The organism is Dyella flava, assembly GCF_016904955.1.
Classification (GTDB): domain Bacteria; phylum Pseudomonadota; class Gammaproteobacteria; order Xanthomonadales; family Rhodanobacteraceae; genus Dyella_B; species Dyella_B flava.
The window spans coordinates 112,786-135,026 of sequence record NZ_JADIKE010000032.1 but is presented as its reverse complement, the minus strand read 5'-3'; the positions used below and the strand labels follow the sequence as shown (position 1 = coordinate 135,026).

Here is a 22,241-nt window from a genome sequence, read left to right as displayed (position 1 = left end):
TGCAGGCTTTTTTATACGCGCCTATGTGCCTTCACTCCCGCGTCGGCAGCGAACCTGACACATCCGAGCGATTCGCCCCAAAGCTGGTAGCCAGATGCACGATGCCCAGCACCACCAGGTTGATGACCAGCGCCAGCAGGCCGGTATACAGCGACACCGAGAACGTACCCAGGGCGACATGGTGAATCGGCTTCAATCCATCCGACCAGATGAACCACGTGCCGCTGGCCAGGCCGGCAATCAGACCGGCAAGCAGCGAAGAGGCTTTCAGGCGCTGCATGAACAAACCGAACACCACCGCCGGCAGCGTCTGCAAGATCCATAAACCGCCCAGCAGTTGCAGCTGCAGCGCGAACTGTATCGGCAAGTAGAGGATCGCGAGCAGCGCACCCACTTGCACCACCAGCGATGCGATCTTCGCCACGCCGGCCTCCGCTTCCGGCGAAACGGACGGATTGACGTAGGTTTTCCAGAAGTTGCGCGTGAATACGTTGGCCGCACCGATGCTCATCACCGCCGCCGGCACCAGTGCACCGATACCGATGGCCGCGAAGGTGAAGCCGGCAAACCAGCTCGGGAACAGCGCCTTGAACAAGGCCGGCACCACATCGTTGTTGTTGGTGATGCTGAGGTGCGCGGCATGCCCCATGTAGCCCAGCAGCGCGAGCAGGCCCAGCAACAAGGTGTACGCCGGCAACAGCATGGCATTGTGTCGTACGGTGTTGGCACTCTTGCTGGCAAAGACACCGGTGAGCGTATGCGGGTACATGAAAGCGGCCAGCGCGGAACCCAGTGCCAGCGAGGCGTACGGCACGAATTCACTGGGCTTGAGCAGAATGCCGCCGGCGGCCTTCGCCTTGAAGGCCTGCTCGGCGGCGGCAAACACCGCACCGTAACCGCCGAGCTTGCCGGGTATCACCGCAACGGCCGCAATCACGGCGATGTAGACCATCACGTCCTTGAGCACCGCAATCAACGCCGGGCCGCGCAAACCCGATGAATACGAATAGACCGCAAGCACCAGGAACGCGATGATCAGCGGAACTTCACCGCGCAGACCCAGCGCGCCGAGCACGGTGATCATGCCGACCAGCTGCAGCGCGATGTAGGGCATCGTCGCCACCACTGCGGTGAGCGCAACCGCCAGTTCCAGTGCCCGCGAACCGTAATACCCGTACACCACGTCCGCCGCGGTGACATGACCTTGTTGCTTGGCGGTCTTCCACAGCAACGGCATGATCAAGAAAACGAACGGATACACGATGATGGTGTAAGGCAGCGCAAAGAAGCCGTACGCACCCACCGCATACACCAGCGCCGGCACCGCGATGATGGTATAGGCGGTATAGAAGTCGCCGCCGACCAGGAACCAGGTGATCCACACCCCGAAACGGCGCCCGCCCAGCCCCCATTCGTCGAGATTCGTCGCCTCGGACGACCGCTTCCAGCGAGACGCCCAGAAGCCCAGCACGACGACCAGCAGGAAGAACGCGACGAAAATACCGATCGCCACATAGTCGGGCTTAGTCGTCATGAGGAGTACTCCGGTAGACCACCCACATCAGCAACACCGTGATCGGCACCCATAGCAGCTGGTACCAGTAGAAAAACGGGAATCCGAGCAGCAGTGGTTCGTCCAGGTTGTAGAAGGACACATCCAGCAAGCCCAGGAAGGGCACCAGCAGCAGCCATTGGATGGGATGTAGCCTGAAGCGGTTCGTGGTCATCAGCAGCACTCCCTACGTTCATTTCGGAACGTTTTCGGTGACGAAAAAGGGATAAGGGCAGGATGGAGGGAAAGCCCGGGGGTGGCCTGTGCAGCCTGAGTGAGACAAATGTACGCCGGTTCGGCCGGCGCGCGAATAGGCAGTTTCGATAATCATTTTTTTGCAATGCGGAAAAATTTCTGCGACGCCCCTTTTATTCAACGCTTGCCGGGGGTCCGCCACGCCCCGTCACCCCCTGCCCATCACGACGGCCGCAACGGGATATTCAACCGCAACGTGGAAGAGTGTCTGCCGCCTGGCGGGGATTCGCAGCGCTACCGGCATCGCTTAGCCTGCCCTCCACATCGATCATCAGGTCACCAGGAACATCCCCATGCAAGATCAGAACGCTTTGACAATCGGCATCGACCACGTTGGGCTCGCGGTGAGCGATCTGGAGCTGGCGCGCCGCTTCTTTGTCGAATGCCTGGGCTGGAAGGTGGTAGGCGGGCGGCCGGACTATCCGGCGGTATTCGTAGCCGATGCACACGTTCGGTTGACCCTGTGGCAAGTCGACAAATCCAGTGGCTACGTGGAATTCGATCGCAGAAAAAACGCGGGACTGCATCACCTGGCACTCAAGGTGGCCAGCCTGGCCGAGTTGGAAGACCTGTTTGCGCGCGTGGCGGCGTGGCCCGGTGTGGTCGTCGAGTTCGCGCCGGAGCCGGCCGCCGGGGGACCTCGCATGCATTTCATGGTGCGTGAGCCCAGCGGCCTGCGCATTGAATTCATCTTCATCCCGGCGGCCTGAGCTTTTTCTACGCTGTCCATAGCCTTGCGTGACCAACATGAAGCACAGCGGCAACAAAGTCTTCCTGATAACCGGCGTAAGCAGCGGCTTCGGCCGCGCTTTTGCTCAAGCGGCGGCCCGTGCCGGCCATACCGTGGTGGGAACGGTGCGCCGTGAGAGCGATATCGCGGCGTTCGAAGCGATCGATCCACTGCGTACGCTCGCCGTGTTGCTCGATGTCACCAACTTTGATGCCATCGAGGGCAAGGTCGCCTCGATCCTTGCCAAATTCGGGCGGATCGATGTACTGGTCAACAACGCCGGCTACGGCCACGAAGGCATCCTCGAAGAGTCGCCGCTGGAGGCCATGCGCCACCAGTTCGACGTCAATGTCTTCGGTAGCGTCGCCATGATCAAGGCCGTGCTGCCGGGCATGCGCGAGCGCCGCTCCGGGCACATCATCAACCTTTCCTCGATGGCCGGTTACACGCCGCTGGCCGGTATCGCGTATTACGCGGGCAGCAAGTTCGCAGTCGAAGGTATCTCGGGTGTGCTGGCCAAGGAAGTCGCACCGTTCGGCGTCAAGGTGACCTCCCTGGCGCCCGGCTCCTTCCGCACCGACTGGGCCGGCCGTTCGATGATTCGCAGCGAACGCTCCATTGCCGACTACGACCCGCTGTTCGATCCGATCAGAAAGGCGCGCCACGACAAGAGCGGCAAGCAGGCTGGTGACCCCGCGCTCGCCGCGCAGGCGCTGCTGGAACTGGTCGATATGGAAAATCCGCCCGTGCATCTGCTGCTCGGCGACGATGCGCTGTCCATCGTGCGCAAACAGCTCGCTGCATTGAACGATGAAATCGACGCCTTCGAACCTCTCAGCCGTTCTACCGACGCTTCATCGACGCTTTCATAAGTGCCGCGACACATCATGTTTAACTACGCAACGGTCGCATCAGCGAACCGTTGCGCAAGCTTGTCTCTGTCCTGATCGAAAGCGTCAGTCGCAGCGCGCGTCGAGCCACGTGAGAGAAGTCATTGCGGAAGCCACGCAAGGCTTGCTGCGCATCGCACTCACCGAGCAATAACGCCCATTTTCTTGGTGCATCCTTTCCGTACTCAATGTCAGTGCGTTCGTCGATGTCACGCTGCCGTGCCTGCGCGCGGCATTCGCGTGTCTGGCAAAACAGGCAAAAAAACAAGGCAAAAACATTGATTCCACCGAAAATCGGAAGAGTGTCTGCCGATTAGCAGGGATTCGCATCGCCACGATGCACGCCTAAATTACGTCCATCGGCGCCGCCGGCCCGATCAGCATCCCGCTGGCCCCCATTAACTTTTTCATCCCCTAACTTTTTGAGAGATACACATCATGAACAGCCCACGTAAAGTCGTCATCATCACCGGTGCCTCGCAGGGTATCGGCGCCGCCCTCGTCAAGGCCTATCGTGACCGCGACTATCGCGTCGTCGCCAACTCGCGTTCCATCAAGCAGTCCAACGATCCGGACGTGCTGGCCATCGCCGGCGACATCGGTGACCGCGCCGTGGCCGAGCGCGTCGTCAAGGAAGCCCTCGCGCGCTTCGGTCGCATCGACTCGCTGGTAAACAACGCCGGCATCTTCATCGCCAAGCCGTTCACGGCCTACACCGCGGAAGATTACGCAAGCATCCTGTCGGTGAATGTCGCCGGCTTCTACAACATCTCGCAGCTCGCCATCGCCGAGATGGAAAAGCAGGGCAGCGGCAACGTCGTCAACATCACCACCACGCTGGCCGAATCCGCCATCGACGGCGTGCCGTCCGTGCTGGCTTCGCTGACCAAGGGTGGCATCAACTCCGCCACCAAGTCGCTGGCGATCGAATATGCCAAGCGCAACATCCGCGTGAACGCCGTGGCGCCGGGCATCATCAAGAGCCCGATGCATGCGCCGGAAACCCACGGTGCACTGGCTGGTCTGCATCCGGTCGGTCGCATGGGTGAGATGAGCGACATCGTCGACGCCGTGCTGTTCCTGGAATCCGCCGGTTTCGTCACCGGCGAGATCCTGCACGTCGATGGTGGCCAGAGCGCCGGTCACTGATGAGCATGGGGGCGAGCGCCATGCTCGCCCTGATGCAACGACGTTGCCCCCTAAAAAACCCCCTGAATTTTCGGGGTTTTTTTATTAGATTGCGCCATTTGGTAGCTGGCGTCCCAAACTTAGACGCTTGGACGGAAGCTACGCTTCGGCGATCTGTGTGGACCGGGCACATGGTGGACAGGTGTGCGAGGACATGGCTAATAGACATCCGAGAGTTACAGAGTGATCTTCACTTAAATTCTCGTTCGGCCTGAAAATCGCACAATTACTTGCACTCCATATCAGAAAAACCCTACAGAACTTCAGGCAATCCACCTACATAAATCGTGAGCCTGGCTTCACAGATCAGTGACACTTCCAAGCGCTCAATTGGCGCCGCTGCCTTCGTAGCGGGGGCAAGCCGAGTCACATGGACGCGTCTTGTGACGCGAAGTAAGGGGAACTGTATGTGTTTCTTATGCTTTGCGATGGTGGTGTTGGGTCTGGTTACAGGCGCGATCGGGATGTCGCAGGCCCAAACAACCTTTGAGGTTTCCCCCAATTACGGGCCGCCTTATTTCGGCTTCACGAACCTTCAGTGCGGGCAGCCAGAAGATACACCCGCTCAAAGCACACCCGATGCCGCAATTAAAGCCGCGTATTACGCTGATAGCTATTATTGCCTTGGCGTTAGCAACTGCTCCTATACGTTATCGCCTGATGTGTATGGGCCAAATTATTGGCCCTACGAGGCCACATCGACCTGTAACAACACTCAAGACGCACGGGTCGAAGAAACGGGCTACTCCTACGGTCCAGGAAAAAATCTCGGTGATCCGGGGTGCCAGTGTGCCGGTGGCTTTCACAGCTGGGGAGGCTGTCGAAGGGGACCTTTTTGCAGTGGAGAGTCAAGAGCTAGCGCGTATACATCGACGCCGATCTGACACTTTCAAAAGCGGAAATCGCGCCACCGAGTCCATAGCCATACATTCGCGAACTCTACGTCCACTGATGCACCTGTAAACATCAAGCTGTTACTGCCACCCCGGCACAAGCGAGGGATCTCTCTTAAGTATTTTGGAGGTAGTCAATGGATTTGATTCAACGTTTAGAACTGATGTTGTGCATATGCACGTTTAGCATCATTTGCGCTGGCAATGCTCGTGCGCAATCTGAGCCGTTCTACACAGGGTGGGGAGCTCCGTATTACGGTGCTTGTTCTCTTCCCAATTCACCTTCGCCTGGTGAGCCATTCCCGACGCTCACCCAAGCGGCAGCGTGCGATGTGTCTGAAATGGCGGAGGGTATTAATGCCAACACTATTCCAGCAACAATCTGCCAGCTTGGCGGCGTACAAATGATGGATCCGCCATTAAATGACTTCGACTACGACAATGACACAACTTATCTATGGGTGGCGAAGACTTTGGATGTGGGCCCTTATGCAACGGGCGAGACCTACCAGCAACCGGCAGGCGAACAAGCCTGGTGCACCACAACACCTACTTGGGATCGCATTACTCTACGAGCAACCATTTACAGTTACGACCCCGGTATGAATTTAGGTAATGCCGCAGGTTGTGATGGTGGAGAAGGAACCAACGGAGGTGGTAGTGGCAGCGGCACTGGTGGTAATGGCGCAACCTCCGGGCCATCATGTCCGGATACACAAGGTGCGCCCATGGTGGGGGATCCGATTAATGTCTCAACAGGCAACAGATTCCTGCAGGATGACGACTACCTCGGCAGTCCGTGGCTGACTTTTCGACGCTTCTACAACAGTTCGAATGCCGTGGAGTCAACCGCCATGGGTACGCAATGGCGCCATAGCTTTGATCGGTCACTTGAATTTCTAGGCACTCCGATGACGATCATTCGGATGTACCGTCCGGATGGTAAAGAGGAAACATTCACCAACTCGAACGGCGTCTGGACAGCCCCCTCGAACATTTCGGATGTGCTAACCGCGAACACCAATGCTCAAGGCACCGTTACGAGCTATACCGTCTTTATAGCAGCACTTCATCAGTTCGAAACCTATGATGCCTCCAGCGGTCTTCTGCTTTCGGTTGCCGATGACACTGGCCAAGGCATCACACTGACTTATAGCACCACATCCACGCCAGCAACCATCGCTTCGAGTCCAGGACTCCTGCTGACAGTGACCGATCCCAATGGGCGAGAACTAAACTTCAACTACAACAGCGCTGGTCAGTTAAGTCAGGTCACACTCCCGGACGGTGGCATACTACTTTACGCGTACGATAGCAATGGCAACCTATTATCTGTGCAGTATCCTGACGGAAACACGCGCCAGTACGTATATAACGAATCAGCGTTGACAGGTGGAGCTAGTCTTCCAAACGCGATGACTGGGATCATCGACGAAGCGGGGGGCCGTTATGAAAGCACGACGTACAACAGTGCTGGCTTGGCTACGTCATCAAGCTTCGCCGGAAATATTGGCACGACAAGCATTAGCTACCCCTACGGTACAAATGCTAGCAACAACAGCGCATCGTCGACCGTACAGTATCCGTTAGGTGCCACGGTCTCCATGGGGATTGTGACTGCAGGACCGGGGGTTGCTCGGGTGGGCACCATCAGTCAATCCTGTGGAAATGAGTGCAATCAGCCATGGGCAAGCCGCAAGTATGATTCGAACGGCTACCCATCTTCTTATACAGACTTCAACGGTAATGTCACGACCCCCACCTACAACAGCATTGGCCTTCTGACCCAGCAGATCGACGCGCAAGGTTCGACCAGCCAACGCACCACCAACCTCACCTGGAACACCACCCTGCGCGTCCCGTTGACCCGCACCGTCAGCAACGCCAGCGGCACCCTCATCAGTTCCACCCAATGGGTCTACAACACCCTCGGCCAAGTCCTGGCCCGCTGCGACATCGACCCGACCAACGGTGCTGATAGCGGTTATAGCTGTAGCAACACCGGCACCGTTCCCGCCGGCGTACGCCGCTCGACCTACACCTACTGCACCACCGTCGGCACCGGCTGCCCGTTGGTCGGCCTGATGCTCACCGCCACCGGCCCACGCACTGACCTCACCCAGACGACGAGCTACAGCTACTACACCAGCAGCAGTACCACCAACTGCGGCACGCCCGGCGCGGCCTGCTACCAGCCCGGCGATCTCTACCAGATCACCGACGCCCTCGGCCACGTCACCACCATCGCCTCCTACGACGCCGATGGCCGTCCCACACGCATCACCGACGCCAACGGCGTCAACACCGACCTGACCTACACCCCGCGCGGCTGGCTGGCCACGCGCACGGTCGGCGGTGCACAAACCAGCTTCACCTACACCGCCTACGGTGCCGTGCAAACCATCACCGACCCGGATGGCGTCACCACCACCTACGGCTACGACACGGCTCACCGCCTGATCAGCATCACCGATGCGCTGGGCAACTATATCCAGTACACCCTCGATGCCGCTGGCGATAAAACCGCCGAACAGATCTACGACTCAAGCGGCACCCTGCACAAAAGCCTCGCCCGCACCTTCAACACCCTGGGCCAGCTCACCACCGTGGTCGACGGCCTCAGCAACACCGTCTTCAACGCCAGCGCCACTGGCAGCTACGACGCCAACGGTAACCTGATCCAGAGTAGCGATGGCTTGGGCATCCAGCGCCAGCTGGGTTATGACGCGTTGAACCGCCTGGTGCAGACCATCGACAACTACAACGGCTCCGATCCGGCCACGCAGAACACCACGACCGGGTATCAATACGACAGTCTGGATCGCCTGACGCAGGTCACCGATCCGAGCAATCTCAGCACGACGTATCAATACGATGGCCTGTCAGACGCTACCGGTCAGAGCAGCCCGGATACCGATGCGACCAGTCGCACCTTTGATGCGGCCGGCAATGTGCTGACTCGCACCGATGCCAAGGGCATCACCGCGACGAACACGTACGATGCCCAAAACCGTCTCACCAGCACCAGCTATCCGGATAGCACGCAGAACATCACCTACACCTACGACGAGGGCAACAGCATCACGGGGTGCAGCACCAGCGATCCGATCGGACGGCTGACCCGCATCGTCGAAAACAGCGTCACCACGGTGTTTTGCCACGACGCCTTCGGCCGGGTGATCCAAAGGCAGACCATTACGGCGACGGCCACCGACACGCGCGGATACAGCTACACCACAGCAGGACGACTCAGCGGTGTCGTGTATGCCGATGGCTCGATGGTCAGCTACACCCGCGACGGCGACGGGCGCATCCAAAGCATCAGCGCGACGCCAGCGGGCGGCACCGCGAGTACCGTCGCCAGTACCTTCACCTACCAGCCCTTCGGGCCGGTGAGCGGCTACACGCTGGGCAATGGGCAGGTCATCGTTCGAAGTTACGATGCGAACTACCGGCTCACGGACCTCACAAGCCCAGTATTCAATCTGCACGTTGCCCGTGATGCGATGGGCGACATCACGGCGATCGGCAGTGCGCCCGGTGCGAACCCGGCAATTGAAACCTATGCGTACGATCCGCTGTACCGCTTGCTGAGCGTCACCGAAGCCAACGGTTCAGTCCTCGAAAGCGTCACGTACAACCCCACGGGCGACCGCCTGACGAAGACGGGCTCCGGCTTGGATGCGGGTACGTACACGTACAACGCGAACACGCACCAACTCAATGCCGTCGGCAACAACGCTTTCAGCGTGGACGCCGACGGCAACACCACGGCGATGACCCAGGCCGGTAGCACTTACGGCTTCGGCTACAACGACCGTAACCGCATGACCGTCGCGCAGTTAGGTGGCAGCACGATCGCTACGTACCTTTACGACGCCCTCGGGGAGCGTATCCAGAAGGTCACCGGCGCGGCGATGGAACGCTACGACTACAACGAAGCCGGTCAATTGCTCGGTGAATATGGTGCGACGAACCGTGACTACATCTGGATGGGTGGCATCCCGGTGGCCAATATCGATACGGTGAATGGCGTAAGCACGATTAGCTACGTGACGGCGGATCAACTCGGCACGGCCAGAGCCATCGCTGACGTCAATGGCAACACCATCTGGCAGCGTCCATACCAGGGCAATCCGTGGAACGAGGTTGCGCCGACGTCCAACGGTTATGTGTACAACCTGGGTTTCCCCGGGCAGTACTTCGATGCGGAGACGGGGCAGTTTTACAACCTCAATCGCTACTACGACGCCGGTCGTGGCGGCTACGATCAGCCCGATCCGATCGGTCAGTTGGGTGGTATCGGTCTGTACATCTACGGCCTGAACAATCCACTTTTGCATAATGATCCAATGGGTCTGTTTCCTCCTCCGGGTGAAGAGGGGGAGGAAGGGATGGAGACCGTTTTTCCAAGGCAGCTTGGTGCGAATGAGGCCATGAGTCCGCCTGATTCGACGGAGCAACAAGAGGCGAAGCAAGGACAGTGCTATAGGAATGAGTTGCCCTCTGATCCTTCCCAGTTGGGCCATATTTTTCGGGATAGTGGTGGGCATATTCCTAATACACTGGACAATCAACAGCTTCTCTTGGAGACGGCGAACAATCCTGATTACGAACTCGGCACAGACGGCAATGGCAATACGTGGAGTGCACAGACGCTACCTGACGGAACGCAGGCGTGGACTACTACGCAAAATGGCACCATCCAAAATGGTGGTGTAAATCAAGTTCCGTGGAATTTCGTTCCTGGGCGTGGTCTCGTGAGGCCATAAAATTTTTGGGTGACTTATGTACAACATGACAAATAAGCATGCTTACGCAGCGATGTTCTATTTTTTAGACATGATGCACAGCAAGTTTGGCTGGAAAGAGCTTGGGCCTTTGCTTGGAAGTATGTCGTTAATTGATGGCATTCCTGCTGACGAGGCTCTTTTAGAAGATTGGGAAGAGTCGGTTAAGCGTTCTGCTAATGGCATCGATGTAGGTCAAGGCACATTAACGGAACAACAGGCTTACGCAGCGATGTCTAACTTCTTGAATCAGATGTATCAGGCCAATCAAAGGGATGTTGGTAGTCTGATAAAAAAGATGTCAGTGTTGAATGGAGATCCTTGTGATGCCGCAATTGTCGAGGTGTGGGAAAAAGCGATCGAGTTTGCGTCAAGGGGTGGAGAGGCGCCATCGCTTATATTGAAGAAAGGTGATGTCTCCTATGAGGTTCACCGCGGGTCACCGAAATCGAACAAAGATTGAGGCGATGACAACGCGTTTAAGGGGCGTGACAGATAACGGTTTCAGGTTCCGTTTTGTGTTTGGCAAGCCATGATGAAGTGAGGCGATACGCTCATGAGAGCCTCGAAAACCATCGCGATCGGCGTGATGCCGCAAGCCAAGCTGCGCGAACGTGTGCTGGCGATTGCACGTAGTGACTATAGGCCCAAGGCAAGCGACCCCAAAATCTGGTTCACGTCGATGAAGGCGGCGGCCGGCGTGCTAAGTGATGAAAACCGCACCTTGCTCCGCACGATCGCCGCGACCTAGCTGGCCTCCATCGCGGCGCTGGCTGCCGAAACCGGGGCCAGCGTCCGCTGCATGTTGCGGACGCTGACCATCCTGTCGCAACAAAGGGGTCAGAACACTTTTCTAGGACGGCCGCGAGGGCGGATTTTCGCAACGCGCCCCAGCTCGGCCTCAATAGCAGCTTGAAAACGGTGGGTTCCCAATGCTCGCTGTTGTTGAAGGTGTGAGCGGATATCAAGTAGTTGGTCATCGCTGAGAGCGGTTTTGAATAACTCTCGATAGGCTTCCAGCCTTTGCGTGGCGTCGGCGTCGAGAGCCAGGTATTCGCTGTGGGGATGTATCAATGGGTCGCTCGCGCCCAAAGCGTTAGCGTGGAAGCTGCTCCATGGGTAATCCTCTGGACTGGCAACCATGGCGGCTCTCACTGGGTTCAACTCGATATATCGGTGGCATGTCAGTAGATACGTCTGGTTATCGACCAGCCCAGCCTTGTATCGACCTTCCCATAATGTGCCGGTACGGTGGTAGGTTCTATTGAAGTAGGTAACGTATCGTCGTCCTAGCGCTTGCATGCATCGAGATAGCGCACTCTTGGCTGTCGGAGTGATGAGTAGATGCACGTGGTTGGTCATCAATACATAGGCATGGATTAGGCAGCTTTCTTGTTTAGCGGCTTCGCGCAAAAGCTGTAGATAGCAGCGATAATCCTGTTCGCGAAGAAAACAAGGATGCCGGTTGTTTCCACGTTGAACCACGTGTTGCGGGAGGCCTGCCAGATCAAGACGAGGTTGGCGTGGCATGATGGGGGTGCCGATAGGGGAATGAGGCAGCTTTACCGGTTCCGTTGTGGGGCGTAAGGCGGCGGACACCGTGACTGCTTGTAGGAAAAGTGTTCTGACCCTGAGGTTTCAGGAAAAGTGTTCTGACCCTGAGGTTTCGGGCATCATCAAGAGCCCGATGCATGCGCCGGAAACCCACGGTGCGCTGGCCGGCCTGCATCCAGTCGGTCGCATGGGCGAGATGAGCGACATCGTTGAAGCCGTGCTGTTCCTGGAATCCGCCGGCTTCGTCACCGGCGAGATCCTGCACGTTGACGGTGGCCAGAGCGCCGGTCACTGATGACTATGGGGCGAGCGTCATGCTCGCCCTCATGCAACGGCGTTGGATCCATACCCCCCTGAACGTTCAGGGGGTTTTTATTTGGTTGTTGCCATTTAGTCGCACATGCCCCAAGACAGTCGTCGCCATGCCGAACTGTGTTGATGGATCGCCTTTTTTGTTCAATTGGTATTCGCTTGGTTGCCGCTCTTCACACCATGGGCCCGGAGCTCGTTAGCAATGGCCAGATCGCCGGGGTCTTCCGAAGGTGCGACCAAATCGAGAAGTGTGTGCCCTCCAACCAATTTACGATTCAGTTGGGGATCTTGAGAGATGAGTAATTTCACGGTTGAAAGTTGACGTTGACGCACTGCTACTTCCAAAGGTGTGCGTCCCAACGAGTCAACAGCGTCTATGAGCGCACCATGTTGCAGGAGAAAAGTAGCCATGATGGAGTTTCCGTTTCCGGCAGCGATAGCGAGCGGACGGAAATCTGGGGAGCCATTAACGTCAGCACCTTCATTAACCAAGGCTTTTGCGATGTCGCTTTGGCAGCCCACAAGCGCAAGGCCCAGCAGCGACATCTTCTTATCTGACCCTAAATAAAAAGTGGTATTGGGATTTAGAACTCCTTTACTCATGACCTCCTTTACGTCCGCTGTGCGCCCAGACAAGATTTCTTGAGCTAAAAGAAGTTCATTATTGGTTTCAACAGGGTTGCTCGCTTGTAGATGGCTCTTGAAGTAACTCATGTAGTGTTGCACTTCATCCTTGCCCTGCAGGCAGGAGGCGGCGGAAGCGTTGAGATACATCGCCGCGCAGGCAACGCCAGCAAGCGCTGTCCAAAATCTCTTTACGTCCGTATTCACGTAGCACCTCCCATGGATTAGCACCCTGTTGGTTTAAAACCTTCCTGCCATGCAAATGCGGCTATTATTTGTAAATCTTGAGCTGTTGTTAGATCTACTAATTTTGTAGCCGAAGCTGTCGCGAAGACATATCGAGGCCGAAGAGTGTGTTTGACAGAGCTGCAGAGCTGTTGGACGACCAAGTTTGATTAATTGTGATACCGAATAGTAGGCGAGAGTGTATTGGCTTAAAGAATCTAGCACTACGTCGAGCCCAAATGTGAGGTTCGGAAATTCGGCAAAACCTCCCACATCGCCAAATTCGCTGGCAGATGCAACTGGCGACCCATAACTAATGTCGATCGGATTGTCTGCCCGAATCGGGATCGCCAATGCTGTGTTGTTTGGTTTCGGCGCAGCTGACCCCGCAGGGCCTAGTCGTAATTGAGCAGCCGTATAGTTAGCAGTGGCACTAACGCCATAGACGCATTCGCGTGGCGTCAGGCGCTGGCATTCAACACCGGCAACACGTGTTCACCAATTTCATCGATGACCTCCGCCATGGGCCTATCGCCCCGCGACAGGTTGAGGATCGTATGCCTGACGCCCATGCTGGCGAGGCGTTGCAGATACGCAAGCAATCCGTGCCGCCCCGTGCGCATGCCCAGCTCAATCGGCTCCGGAACCGCATCGGGATCTTTGAGCAGAACCAATTGCAGCGATTGCACGAAGGGCTTGTATTCACCGGGCGACGCGGTCCGCAGCGCGGCTTTCCATAGGTTGATGCGTCCTTCCTGGCGATCTTCTTCGCGGTGATAGGTGGCCCATGCTTCCGAGTGGGAGGCGATCCATTGCAAGGTCTGGCGACTCGTCCCCACCACCAGCATGGGTATGCGCGCCGGCGGTGGTGCGAGTACATCTACGCCAGCTGTCGCCTGCAACAACGGTTCGCGGTCGGCGGCCTTGGTCATCAAGGCGGCGCGCACGATAGGCCAGGCCTCGCGGAACTGTCGTCCGCGTTCCTCGACATCGACGCCGAACGCGGCAAATTCTGCCGGTCGATCGCCCGAGCCCATGCCCAGCAAGAAACGGCCGCCACTCAGTCGATCCATCGACAGCGCAAGTTTGGCGACGTGGAGTGGATGTCGGACTGGAAGCACCAGCGCTGCCGTGCCCAGGGCAATCGTCTTGGTTGCGGCGGCCAAACCGCTGAGCCAGACAAACGGATCGTCCAGCACGGCGGCTTCGTTGTCGCTACCTTGCGGCAAGATCAGCGGCACGTCCCGGGTCCAGAGTGCGGCGAAGCCCAGACGATCGGCGCGTGCCGCCAATGCGTGTTCCTGTTGCATGTCGGCGGGTGCGTCGAGTGCGCGTGCAATGGGCGTCATGATGCCGAGGCTGATGCCTTCGTTGAGAAACACCCGGTGATAGCCCGCATTGAACACTGTCATGACGACCTCAGGTCTTCGCTGCCGGTTTCGCCAGCATCACGCTTAAGCGGCCCGTTCCGCCGGCATGCGGCGAACCGGCAAATGGTTGCCGATCGCCCTGCCCTTCATCCATGACGACGATGGTCGGTGCGTCAACGGTTGATTTTGCGCGCCAAGCGAAGTCAAGCCGTTAAAAGGATCTTGCTGCGCCTGTGTATGTTTGCGTGGTGGAACCCGTTGGGCCATCTGCACAACCGCGCCGTGCAGATGGCCCCGGCTTGCTATCGCCCGATCAAACCTGGACGAGGCCGCCGTCGACCTGCAGGTCGATGCCGGTGATGTAGCTGCTGTCGTCCGAAGCCAGGAACAGCGCAGCCTTCGCCAGCTCTTCCGGACGGCCAATGCGGCCCATCGGGGTAGCGGCGGCAAACGCATCCTTCGCCGAGTCGGACTGCTCCTTGGAGGTGAACTGACCGTCGATGATCGGCGTATCGGTAGCGCCGGGGCTCAGGACGTTGACGCGGATGCCGCGATCCTTCAACTCAGTCGTCCACGTACGCGCAAACGAGCGGACGGCAGCCTTGGCGGCACCGTAGACGCCGTGTGCGGCAAGACCCTTCACCGACACGATGGACGAGTTCAGGACGATCGCCCCGCCGCTCTTCATCAGCGGCAACGCCTTCTGCACCGAGAAGAGCAGACCGCGCACGTTGATGTTGAAGGTCTTGTCGAAGTGTTCCGGCGTGACGACGTCGATGGTCTGGTGTTCGACGAAGCCGGCATTGGCGAACACGATGTCGACCTGGCCCTTGGTGTCCTTGACGGTCTTGTACAGGCGGTCCAGATCTTCCAGGGATGCCACGTCGCCCTGCACCGTGGTGACGTTCTTGCCGATGTAGGCCTTGGCCTTGTCGAGTTCGGACTGGCGGCGTCCGGTGATGAATACATGGGCGCCCTCCTCGACGAACAGCTTCGCCGTCTCCAGACCGATACCGCTGCTGCCGCCGGTGATGACTGCAACCTTGCCATTTAGCTTGGACATGATGTGATCCTCAAAGTAGTTGGAATGTGCTGCGACGCGATTGCTGCAGCTGTGACCAAGTGTGGTTCCGCGCTGCTGCGCCAAGAAGTGGGCACGGCAGCATAGGCTTTATTCTTTGCCGGCATGCCAGCTGCTGGCATCGCCTCGCTCGGCGTATCAGGGCAAAGCGTTATGCAGGAATGAGTGCCTCGACGATGCTGATCGAACGCGCCACCGCCGGGCGTTGCAGCATCTGCGCGTACCAGCGTGCGAGCCCGGGCATGTCTTCCAGTTCGACGTTGGCAAAGGCACGCCGCCACAGCCATCCGAAATGCGCGATATCGGCGATCGTGTACTCCGGGCCTGCGGCGTATTCGTTGCGCAGCAGGATGTCGTTTAACAGCCTGGCGGTACGCAGGGCTTCGTCATGAAAGCGCTTGATCGCCAGGGGAAGCACCTCCTGCGCAGTTTTTTGAAAGAATCCGGATTGTCCAAAGGCCGGGCCCAGACCCGACGCGTGGAAGAACAATTGCTCGAACACGCGCGCACGGAACGGGCCGTTGGCGGGCAGGAGCTTTCCGTGACGCTCCGCCAGATGTACCAAGATCGCCGCGGACTCCGATAGAACAAAATCGCCACCCGGCATCGAATCGTCGACCAGCACCGGGACCTTGCCGTTGGCGTTCAACGACAGGAACTCGGGTTTCTTTTGCTCGCCGACGCGCACATTGACCGAATTCAACTGATAGGGAACACCGAGTTCCTCCAGCGCGATCACCGGCTTGATGGAGTTGGGTGTCGCGAATGTGTAGAGATTGAGCATGGGTTTTTATCGTCGATACCGGACATCCCGGCGCGCGTCACTGTGCCAAACCGATTGCGGCGGCGGCAGATTGAGGGCGGGGATAACATTCATTCCCGGGTGGAATGGGTGTGCTGGCCGACGGGGGAAAATGGCAGGGTTCGGGATTGGGGTATCCCTGTGTTTTTGAGGTTGAATCGTTGGGTTACGCGGGGCTAACCCAACCTACGCACCACACACCGTTCGGAGACATGGGTAACACATGCGACCGGTGTAGGTTGGGTTAGCGAAGCGTAACCCAACGGCATTCGGCCGGAGCGATGAACATCGTTGGGTTACGCGGGGCTAACCCAACCTACGCACCACACACTGTTCGGAGACATGGGTAACACATGCGACTGGCGTAGGTTGGGTTAGCGGAGCGTAACCCAACGGAATTCGGTCGAAGCGATAAACATCGTTGGGTTACGCGGAGCTAACCCAACCTACGCATCACACACCGTTTGGAGACATGGGTAACACATGCGACTGGTGTAGGTTGGGTTAGCGAAGCGTAACCCAACGGAATTTGGTCGAAGCGATAAACATCAAGTGGGTTTGATGGCGTCGAGGATCTCGTGCAACTGCCTGGCGTGGTTTTCGTAACACATGCCGAGCAATGAGCGGGTGATCTGCAAGGGCTCGTCGTTTTCGCTTTGCGTGGTGACAAAGGCGATTTCGGCCATCAGGTAAAACTGATCGCGCAACATTTCCAGCTGGCGACGACCTTCTCTCGTCAGCAGATAGCCGGGGCCCGGCAAACCCGCCCGCTTTGCTTGATTCATGGCATCACTCCATTGTTAATGACGCGATCGGCTCACCGGATCCACGTGATCGGCCGATACGCCGCACGCATCCATGGCTTCGGCGATGCCCACGGACATCTCCAGGAAGTACTGCGAAAACGCCAACGAGGTCATGTGCATGCTTTCATCGCATGAGCAGGCGCACAGGATGAGTTCGGCGAGCATGTCCAATTCGTGGCGAATCCGGCCCAGCTCGGCCATGGCGGATTCGGGGAGACAGTAGTTCGGCTCGCTGGTGTACGGCGAGGTGTGTTTTGTTGGCATGCGATCTCTCTTGCAAGTGATGAAGTCCCGGACAGCGGCCCCAACGCGCAGGCGCCTGGACGCGGCCACGATGTATTCGCCATCGCTGGCTTCAGTAGTGGGATGAACGACGGCCGCCGCGATGGCGAAGCATCGATGGGCATCGATCTTCGAATATTTCTGAAAAAGGCGGCACGCCCCGTGGGGGCAGCGTGCCGCAAAGGGCCGTCATACGGACACGCGCGGGTTATCCACCCTGCTCAGAGCGGAGCGTGTCGACGTAGTGACGCAGGAAGTAGAGGGCGGCGTTGAGGCCGTTGAGCTGGGCCGGATCGAGCGGCAGAAGGCCGCTTTTTTCGTCGTTTTGATGGTTTTTCTGGAAGGCACGATGCGTGTGCAGCATCCCTTGGATCACCGTCGCGGCGAGGGCCGTGCCGGCCAGTCGCTGGACGTGGGTCAGCCGCCGTTCCCGCGCCAAACTCAGCGGATAGAGCGTGCCGTCGATCGATCGGGTGGAATTAGTACGAGGCTCGTTGCGAACCGAAGCGTGCGCGCGTGCCGTATGATTAATGGAGGCCATTATCAACACTCTCTCTGTTGGTTTTGGTTTAGCGGGTCGTGGGAGTTGGTAGCTCTCACGATCCGCGCCTTCAAGCATTGCTGCCTGGGTCATCAACGCTTCCTACTTCACGAAGTGCGTTGATGACCCCACCACTTTATCGAAGTGCAGCTGCAGGTGTCATGTAGGGTTTTGATGATACTTGCTGTACGTGTAACACCACGCGCTGACATCGATGGCTGTTCGACATCGCACCTGCGCTTGATGCCTCTCCACGTTTTCCAAACAGTCATTCCCGCTTGCGCGGGAATGACTAGCACTCTGATCCATCACGCCGCTCAGGCTGCTTTCACTTCCGTGACCAGATTGGTCAGCGACTGCTTCGCATCACCAAACAACATCGACGTCTTGGGTGCGAAGAACAAATCGTTTTCCACACCGGAGAAGCCGGTTCCGCGTCCGCGCTTGAGCACAATGGTGCTCTTCGCATCGCTTACCTTCAGGATCGGCATGCCGTAGATGGGCGAAGCCGGGTTGGTACGTGCCGCCGGATTGACCACATCGTTGGCGCCCACCACCAAGGCCACATCGGTTTCCGGGAACTTCTCGTTGATATCGTCCATCTCGATGAGCTTGTTGTAGGGAACGCCCGCTTCCGCCAGCAACACATTCATGTGCCCAGGCATGCGGCCCGCGACCGGGTGAATCGCATAACGCACCTCACCACCGCGCTTCTCGATTTCCTCGCCCAATTCGCGTGCCTGATGCTGGGCTTGTGCGACAGCCAGGCCATAGCCCGGAACCACCACCACCTGCTTGGCGAACGCCAGGCGCAGCGCGGCATCATCCGGCGCCACCGCGGACATTTCACCGCCCGCCGCCGACTGAGCACTGGCTTCCGGTGTCGAGCCAAAGGCGCCGAACAGCACATTGGCGAACGAACGGTTCATCGCCTTGCTCATGATGATGGACAGGATCAGGCCACTGGCACCGTCCAACGCACCCACGATGATGAGGATGTTGTTGTCGGTAGCGAAACCCGTGGCACAGGAAGCCAGGCCCGCATAGGAGTTGAGCAGGGACACCACCACCGGCATGTCGGCACCGCCGATCGGCAGCACCATCAGGATGCCCACGGCCAGTCCGATGCCGACCATACCGAAGAACGCACTCTCGGCGGTCGGTGCCACGATCACCCAGACCAGCGCTGCAAAACCGGCGGCGAGAATGCTCAGGTTCATCACGTTCTGCCCGCGAAAGGTGATCGGGCGTCCGGGCAGCACTTCCTGCAATTTGCCGAAGGCCATCAGGCTTCCGGTGACGGTCAGCGAGCCGAGCAGCACTTCAAATCCCAGCGCGCCGACTTGAAAGGTCTGCAGCGTGCCCGTGTGCAGGCTGTGCCAATACTCGCCGACACCTACCAGGGTTGCCGCCATGGCGCCGAAAGCATGGCTGAGTGCAATGCGTTGCGGCATCGCCGTCATCGGCACCCACATGCCAAGCGGGTAGCCGGCGATGGCTCCAATCGCCGAACCCACGGCGATCCATTCATAGGAAACGATGCGTTGCTGCAGCAGCGTTGCAACGATGGCGATCGCCATGCCTGCCGCGGCGAGATGCATGCCGCGCCGGGCGGTTTCGGGGCGGCCGAGGCTGCGCAGGGCGAAGATGAACATCACCGACGCAGCGAGATAAGCAGTTTCGATCAGACTGTTCATGACTTGTTTGCGCCTTCGGCGCCCTCCGGGTTGGAAGTGATTGACGAGGTGGTGACTCGTTTGAGGCCCGCCAGCATGTTGATCAGGATGCCCCCGACCACGAAGAGCCAGCCGGCTGCGGCCGCGTATGTGATATCGATGACGTAGTTCATGACTTGTTCGCGCGCGAAGCGCCCTTCGTGTCGTGTTTGAACATCGCCAGCATGCGATCGGTGATCAGGAAGCCACCGACGACATTGGTCATGGCACAGGCCACGGCGATCGTGCCAAGCACGGTCGGCAGTACGCCAACTTTCGCGCCGGCGAGGATCAGCGAGGCGACCAGCGAAATGCCCGATACGGCGTTGGTCGCTGCCATCAACGGCGTGTGCAGCAGTGGGGGGATGCGGCTGATGGTCAGGAACCCGGTGAACGCCGCGAGTACAAACACGTACATCTGGATGATGGTCATGGTGGACATGGTGGTCTCCTTAAGCAGTCGTGACTTCGCTTGGCTTCGGAAGACCAAGCAGGGCTGAGGTAATCGCATCGGAGGGGTCGAGCTTGAGCGCACCGTCCTTGGTGCCAAGGTGTTCCAGCAGATGGCGGATATTTCCGCCGTACATGCGGCTTGCATCGCCCGCCGCATGACTTGGCAACTGCGTGGGGCCCAGGACGGTGACGCCGCCGAACGAGACCTCCACATCCGGCCGCGTGCGTGACGTGTTGCCACCGGATTCGGCCGCCATGTCGACGATGACGGTTCCCGGCGCCAGGGCGGCAAAGGTTTCGTCATCGATCAGCAGTGGCGCGGGGCGGCCTGGAATCTGCGCGGTGGTGACGATCAGATCCATCGTGCGCAAATGCTCGGCCAGCGCGCGACGCAGTTGCGCCTGCTCATCCGAACTCTGCTCGCGCGCATAGCCGCCGCTGGTTTCCGCCGAGGCCAGCGAGACGTTCGGCGCGACAAAGCTCGCGCCGACACTCTCTACTTGTTCGCGAGCGGACTCGCGCACATCGAAGCCATGCGTGAGAGCGCCCATTCGGCGCGCCGTCGCCAGGGCCTGCAAGCCCGCCACGCCGGCGCCCAACGCCATCACATTCGCCGGCTTGATGACGCCCGCTGCGGTGGTGAGCATGGGCAGGATGACCGGCAAGTGGCGGGCGCCTTCCAGTACTGCCGCATAACCGGCAATGCTGGCCTGCGAGGACAGCACATCCATGCTCTGCGCGCGGGTGATGCGCGGGAGCCGCTCAAGTCCAAGATGGACGACCGACGTTTCCGCCAGCGCCTTGGCCAGCGACAAATCGCGTGCGCCGAGTGAAATCAGGACGCCGCCTTCCTTGATATGGGCGATCCATTCGGGAGCGCGGACGCTCACGATGACACTCGCTTCTCGCTGCAACACGCTCACATCCGCGATGCGCGCGCCGGCCTGGACGTAGTCGTTATCGGGAAATCCAGCGAGCGACCCGGCGCCGGCCTCGACGATGATGTCGAAGGCCGGTCCCAGGCGCTTGATATCAGCCGGGGTCAGGGCAACGCGCCGTTCGCCGGGCAAGGTCTCGCGCGGCACACCCATGACGACGGGCGGCGACGGCGCGGTCTTTTCATTTGCTACTGCATTCATGGGAGTCACTCCAAGTCGTTGGGTGTCGGTCAGTACTGCGCAGCGCCGCCGTCGACAAACAGCTCGACGCCAGTCACGTAACTGCTTTCATCCGAGGCGAGGAATACGGCGGCCTTCGCCAGATCCTCGGGTTGGCCCATGCGTGCCAGCGGAACGGTGGGAACGACACGCTCACGCGTCCCTTCCTGCCACAGGTTGGCCAGGCCTGGCGTTTCCGTGTGACCCGGGCTCAACACGTTGACGCGGATGCCGGTGCCCTTGAGATCGAGAATCCAGCTGCGCGCGAACGAACGTACCGCTGCCTTGGTCGCCGCATACACCGAGAACGAGGGAAGGCCCTTGAGCGATGCGATGGAGCCGTTGAGGATCACGGACGCTTCCTTGCTCAGCAGCGGAAGCGCTTCCTGCACGGTAAACAGCAGACCTTTGACGTTGGTGTTGAAGGTCCGGTCGAAGTGATCTTCGGAGATCTCGCCGAACTTGCCGAATTCGTAGAAGCCGGCGTTGACGAACAACACGTCAATGTGGCCAGCCTCGTTGTCGACGACTTCGTAAATGCGCTGGATGTCGTCAAGGTTGGAGGTGTCGCCCTGGATCGCGGTGACGTCGCCATGTATTTCGGCTACCGCCTTGTCGAGCTCGTTTTGACGACGACCGGTGATGAAGACCTTGGCGCCCTCTTCGACGAAACGCTTGGCCGTGGCCAGACCGATGCCGGCACTGCCGCCGGTGACGACTGCCACTTTGCCGGATAATTTCTTGCTCATGATTAACCTCGCTTGGATTGGGATAAGTGCCGCGTATCGATGGAACTTTGGCTGCGCGGACGGGATGACTAAGCCGAGGTCAAAGATAAATACACACAGAAAACCCACCAGATAGGTGAGGCGACTAACGGATATTCTTGAGAGGAATGCCCCGGACCGATGCGTGATTTACGCGGGAGCGGATACGCCGATGGCGCGATGCAGTGGCCGCGCGGGCGGGATACGCCGATGGGCCTTCGGCACGACATTCATCTTTCTGTGCCATGCGCCGC

22 protein-coding genes and 1 pseudogene are annotated in these 22,241 nt (G+C 58.8%); 8 read left to right on the top strand and 15 right to left on the bottom strand.

Annotated features, from left to right (window positions below; all coding sequences use genetic code 11):
- Positions 1 to 31: 31 nt before the first annotated feature.
- Together mctP and ISP19_RS07995 are read right to left on the bottom strand one after the other, a co-directional pair.
- Entirely contained in the window at positions 32 to 1,534 is a 1,503-nt protein-coding gene (mctP, locus tag ISP19_RS08000; protein WP_204680844.1) for a monocarboxylate uptake permease MctP, read from the bottom strand.
- On the bottom strand, positions 1,524 to 1,727 hold the full coding sequence (locus ISP19_RS07995; RefSeq protein WP_239556653.1) for a DUF3311 domain-containing protein: 204 nt from the start codon (positions 1,725 to 1,727) through the stop codon (positions 1,524 to 1,526). Before ISP19_RS07995 ends, mctP begins: the two co-directional genes overlap by 11 nt.
- Positions 1,728 to 2,100: 373 nt before the next feature.
- Between ISP19_RS07995 and ISP19_RS07990 the strand changes: the two genes are divergently transcribed.
- The 7 genes and pseudogenes from ISP19_RS07990 (at position 2,101) to ISP19_RS07965 (ending at position 11,049) form a co-directional block, all read left to right on the top strand.
- Positions 2,101 to 2,517, top strand: a complete 417-nt coding sequence (locus tag ISP19_RS07990; RefSeq protein ID WP_204680843.1) for a VOC family protein — start codon at positions 2,101 to 2,103, stop codon at positions 2,515 to 2,517.
- Positions 2,518 to 2,554: 37 nt separating this feature from the next.
- The gene (locus ISP19_RS07985; protein ID WP_204680842.1) at positions 2,555 to 3,409 is read left to right on the top strand and encodes an oxidoreductase; all 855 of its coding nucleotides are present in this window, start codon (positions 2,555 to 2,557) and stop codon (positions 3,407 to 3,409) included.
- A 456-nt stretch (positions 3,410 to 3,865) separates the two neighbouring features.
- Entirely contained in the window at positions 3,866 to 4,576 is a 711-nt protein-coding gene (locus ISP19_RS07980; RefSeq protein ID WP_204680841.1) for an SDR family NAD(P)-dependent oxidoreductase, read from the top strand.
- A 1,069-nt stretch (positions 4,577 to 5,645) separates the two neighbouring features.
- Positions 5,646 to 6,455, top strand: a pseudogene (locus tag ISP19_RS21635) (DUF6531 domain-containing protein); the annotation flags it as partial.
- Between the two features lie 693 nt (positions 6,456 to 7,148).
- On the top strand, positions 7,149 to 10,280 hold the full coding sequence (locus ISP19_RS21270; protein ID WP_284384870.1) for an RHS repeat-associated core domain-containing protein: 3,132 nt from the start codon (positions 7,149 to 7,151) through the stop codon (positions 10,278 to 10,280).
- Positions 10,281 to 10,296: 16 nt separating this feature from the next.
- Positions 10,297 to 10,761, top strand: coding sequence for a hypothetical protein (locus ISP19_RS07970; protein WP_204680839.1), 465 nt, complete (start codon positions 10,297 to 10,299; stop codon positions 10,759 to 10,761).
- A 93-nt stretch (positions 10,762 to 10,854) separates the two neighbouring features.
- Positions 10,855 to 11,049, top strand: coding sequence for a hypothetical protein (locus ISP19_RS07965; RefSeq protein ID WP_204680838.1), 195 nt, complete (start codon positions 10,855 to 10,857; stop codon positions 11,047 to 11,049).
- An 89-nt stretch (positions 11,050 to 11,138) separates the two neighbouring features.
- Here the strand turns inward: ISP19_RS07965 and ISP19_RS07960 are convergent, their stop codons facing one another.
- Positions 11,139 to 11,828, bottom strand: a complete 690-nt coding sequence (locus ISP19_RS07960) for a transposase (RefSeq protein ID WP_204680837.1) — start codon at positions 11,826 to 11,828, stop codon at positions 11,139 to 11,141.
- Between the two features lie 157 nt (positions 11,829 to 11,985).
- On the opposite strand from ISP19_RS07960, the gene ISP19_RS07955 reads away from it, so the two are divergent.
- Positions 11,986 to 12,147, top strand: a complete 162-nt coding sequence (locus tag ISP19_RS07955; RefSeq protein WP_239556651.1) for an SDR family oxidoreductase — start codon at positions 11,986 to 11,988, stop codon at positions 12,145 to 12,147.
- 161 nt (positions 12,148 to 12,308) lie between these two features.
- On the opposite strand, the gene ISP19_RS21485 is transcribed toward ISP19_RS07955, so the two are convergent.
- The 12 genes from ISP19_RS21485 to ISP19_RS07895 all read right to left on the bottom strand — a co-directional run bounded on the left by ISP19_RS21485 (position 12,309) and on the right by ISP19_RS07895 (position 21,969).
- The gene (locus ISP19_RS21485; protein ID WP_204680836.1) at positions 12,309 to 12,995 is read right to left on the bottom strand and encodes an ankyrin repeat domain-containing protein; all 687 of its coding nucleotides are present in this window, start codon (positions 12,993 to 12,995) and stop codon (positions 12,309 to 12,311) included.
- A 479-nt stretch (positions 12,996 to 13,474) separates the two neighbouring features.
- The gene (locus ISP19_RS07945) at positions 13,475 to 14,425 is read right to left on the bottom strand and encodes a TIGR03571 family LLM class oxidoreductase (protein ID WP_204680835.1); all 951 of its coding nucleotides are present in this window, start codon (positions 14,423 to 14,425) and stop codon (positions 13,475 to 13,477) included.
- A gap of 271 nt (positions 14,426 to 14,696) precedes the next feature.
- Positions 14,697 to 15,449 (bottom strand): SDR family NAD(P)-dependent oxidoreductase, encoded by a 753-nt coding sequence (locus ISP19_RS07940; RefSeq protein WP_379945961.1) that lies wholly within the window; start codon positions 15,447 to 15,449, stop codon positions 14,697 to 14,699.
- 166 nt (positions 15,450 to 15,615) lie between these two features.
- Positions 15,616 to 16,248, bottom strand: coding sequence for a glutathione S-transferase family protein (locus ISP19_RS07935; protein WP_204680833.1), 633 nt, complete (start codon positions 16,246 to 16,248; stop codon positions 15,616 to 15,618).
- A 566-nt stretch (positions 16,249 to 16,814) separates the two neighbouring features.
- On the bottom strand, positions 16,815 to 17,051 hold the full coding sequence (locus ISP19_RS07930) for an XAC0095 family protein (RefSeq protein WP_204680832.1): 237 nt from the start codon (positions 17,049 to 17,051) through the stop codon (positions 16,815 to 16,817).
- A gap of 15 nt (positions 17,052 to 17,066) precedes the next feature.
- On the bottom strand, positions 17,067 to 17,336 hold the full coding sequence (locus ISP19_RS07925) for an XAC0095 family protein (protein WP_204680831.1): 270 nt from the start codon (positions 17,334 to 17,336) through the stop codon (positions 17,067 to 17,069).
- A gap of 226 nt (positions 17,337 to 17,562) precedes the next feature.
- A complete protein-coding gene (locus tag ISP19_RS07920; protein WP_204680830.1) occupies positions 17,563 to 17,988 on the bottom strand; it encodes a hypothetical protein in 426 nt (141 codons plus the stop codon).
- Positions 17,989 to 18,212: 224 nt separating this feature from the next.
- Positions 18,213 to 19,592 (bottom strand): NAD(P)(+) transhydrogenase (Re/Si-specific) subunit beta, encoded by a 1,380-nt coding sequence (locus ISP19_RS07915; protein ID WP_204680829.1) that lies wholly within the window; start codon positions 19,590 to 19,592, stop codon positions 18,213 to 18,215.
- On the bottom strand, positions 19,589 to 19,744 hold the full coding sequence (locus ISP19_RS07910; protein WP_204680828.1) for a hypothetical protein: 156 nt from the start codon (positions 19,742 to 19,744) through the stop codon (positions 19,589 to 19,591). Before ISP19_RS07910 ends, ISP19_RS07915 begins: the two co-directional genes overlap by 4 nt.
- Complete coding sequence (locus ISP19_RS07905) at positions 19,741 to 20,052, bottom strand: NAD(P) transhydrogenase subunit alpha part 2 (RefSeq protein WP_204680827.1); 312 nt, start codon at positions 20,050 to 20,052, stop codon at positions 19,741 to 19,743. The genes ISP19_RS07910 and ISP19_RS07905 overlap by 4 nt, the downstream gene beginning before the upstream one ends.
- A 10-nt stretch (positions 20,053 to 20,062) precedes the next feature.
- Complete coding sequence (locus tag ISP19_RS07900; protein WP_204680826.1) at positions 20,063 to 21,202, bottom strand: NAD(P) transhydrogenase subunit alpha; 1,140 nt, start codon at positions 21,200 to 21,202, stop codon at positions 20,063 to 20,065.
- Positions 21,203 to 21,231: 29 nt separating this feature from the next.
- Positions 21,232 to 21,969 carry an SDR family NAD(P)-dependent oxidoreductase gene (locus tag ISP19_RS07895; RefSeq protein WP_204680825.1) on the bottom strand — a complete coding sequence of 246 codons (738 nt, stop codon included), beginning with the start codon at positions 21,967 to 21,969 and terminating at the stop codon, positions 21,232 to 21,234.
- Positions 21,970 to 22,241 lie beyond the last annotated feature (272 nt).

Coding starts and splice junctions, on each gene's coding strand:
- ISP19_RS07990 (WP_204680843.1), top strand. CDS start 2,101: ATGCAAGATCAGAACGCTTTGACAATCGGCATCGACCACGTTGGGCTC.
- ISP19_RS07945 (WP_204680835.1), bottom strand. CDS start 14,425: ATGACAGTGTTCAATGCGGGCTATCACCGGGTGTTTCTCAACGAAGGC.
- ISP19_RS07900 (WP_204680826.1), bottom strand. CDS start 21,202: ATGAATGCAGTAGCAAATGAAAAGACCGCGCCGTCGCCGCCCGTCGTC.
- ISP19_RS07910 (WP_204680828.1), bottom strand. CDS start 19,744: ATGAACTACGTCATCGATATCACATACGCGGCCGCAGCCGGCTGGCTC.
- ISP19_RS07980 (WP_204680841.1), top strand. CDS start 3,866: ATGAACAGCCCACGTAAAGTCGTCATCATCACCGGTGCCTCGCAGGGT.
- ISP19_RS07960 (WP_204680837.1), bottom strand. CDS start 11,828: ATGCCACGCCAACCTCGTCTTGATCTGGCAGGCCTCCCGCAACACGTG.
- ISP19_RS07925 (WP_204680831.1), bottom strand. CDS start 17,336: ATGCCAACAAAACACACCTCGCCGTACACCAGCGAGCCGAACTACTGT.
- ISP19_RS07985 (WP_204680842.1), top strand. CDS start 2,555: ATGAAGCACAGCGGCAACAAAGTCTTCCTGATAACCGGCGTAAGCAGC.
- ISP19_RS07905 (WP_204680827.1), bottom strand. CDS start 20,052: ATGTCCACCATGACCATCATCCAGATGTACGTGTTTGTACTCGCGGCG.
- ISP19_RS07930 (WP_204680832.1), bottom strand. CDS start 17,051: ATGAATCAAGCAAAGCGGGCGGGTTTGCCGGGCCCCGGCTATCTGCTG.
- ISP19_RS07965 (WP_204680838.1), top strand. CDS start 10,855: ATGAGAGCCTCGAAAACCATCGCGATCGGCGTGATGCCGCAAGCCAAG.
- ISP19_RS07935 (WP_204680833.1), bottom strand. CDS start 16,248: ATGCTCAATCTCTACACATTCGCGACACCCAACTCCATCAAGCCGGTG.
- ISP19_RS07970 (WP_204680839.1), top strand. CDS start 10,297: ATGTACAACATGACAAATAAGCATGCTTACGCAGCGATGTTCTATTTT.
- ISP19_RS07955 (WP_239556651.1), top strand. CDS start 11,986: ATGCATGCGCCGGAAACCCACGGTGCGCTGGCCGGCCTGCATCCAGTC.
- ISP19_RS07895 (WP_204680825.1), bottom strand. CDS start 21,969: ATGAGCAAGAAATTATCCGGCAAAGTGGCAGTCGTCACCGGCGGCAGT.
- ISP19_RS07995 (WP_239556653.1), bottom strand. CDS start 1,727: ATGACCACGAACCGCTTCAGGCTACATCCCATCCAATGGCTGCTGCTG.
- mctP (WP_204680844.1), bottom strand. CDS start 1,534: ATGACGACTAAGCCCGACTATGTGGCGATCGGTATTTTCGTCGCGTTC.
- ISP19_RS07920 (WP_204680830.1), bottom strand. CDS start 17,988: ATGACCCAGGCAGCAATGCTTGAAGGCGCGGATCGTGAGAGCTACCAA.
- ISP19_RS07915 (WP_204680829.1), bottom strand. CDS start 19,592: ATGAACAGTCTGATCGAAACTGCTTATCTCGCTGCGTCGGTGATGTTC.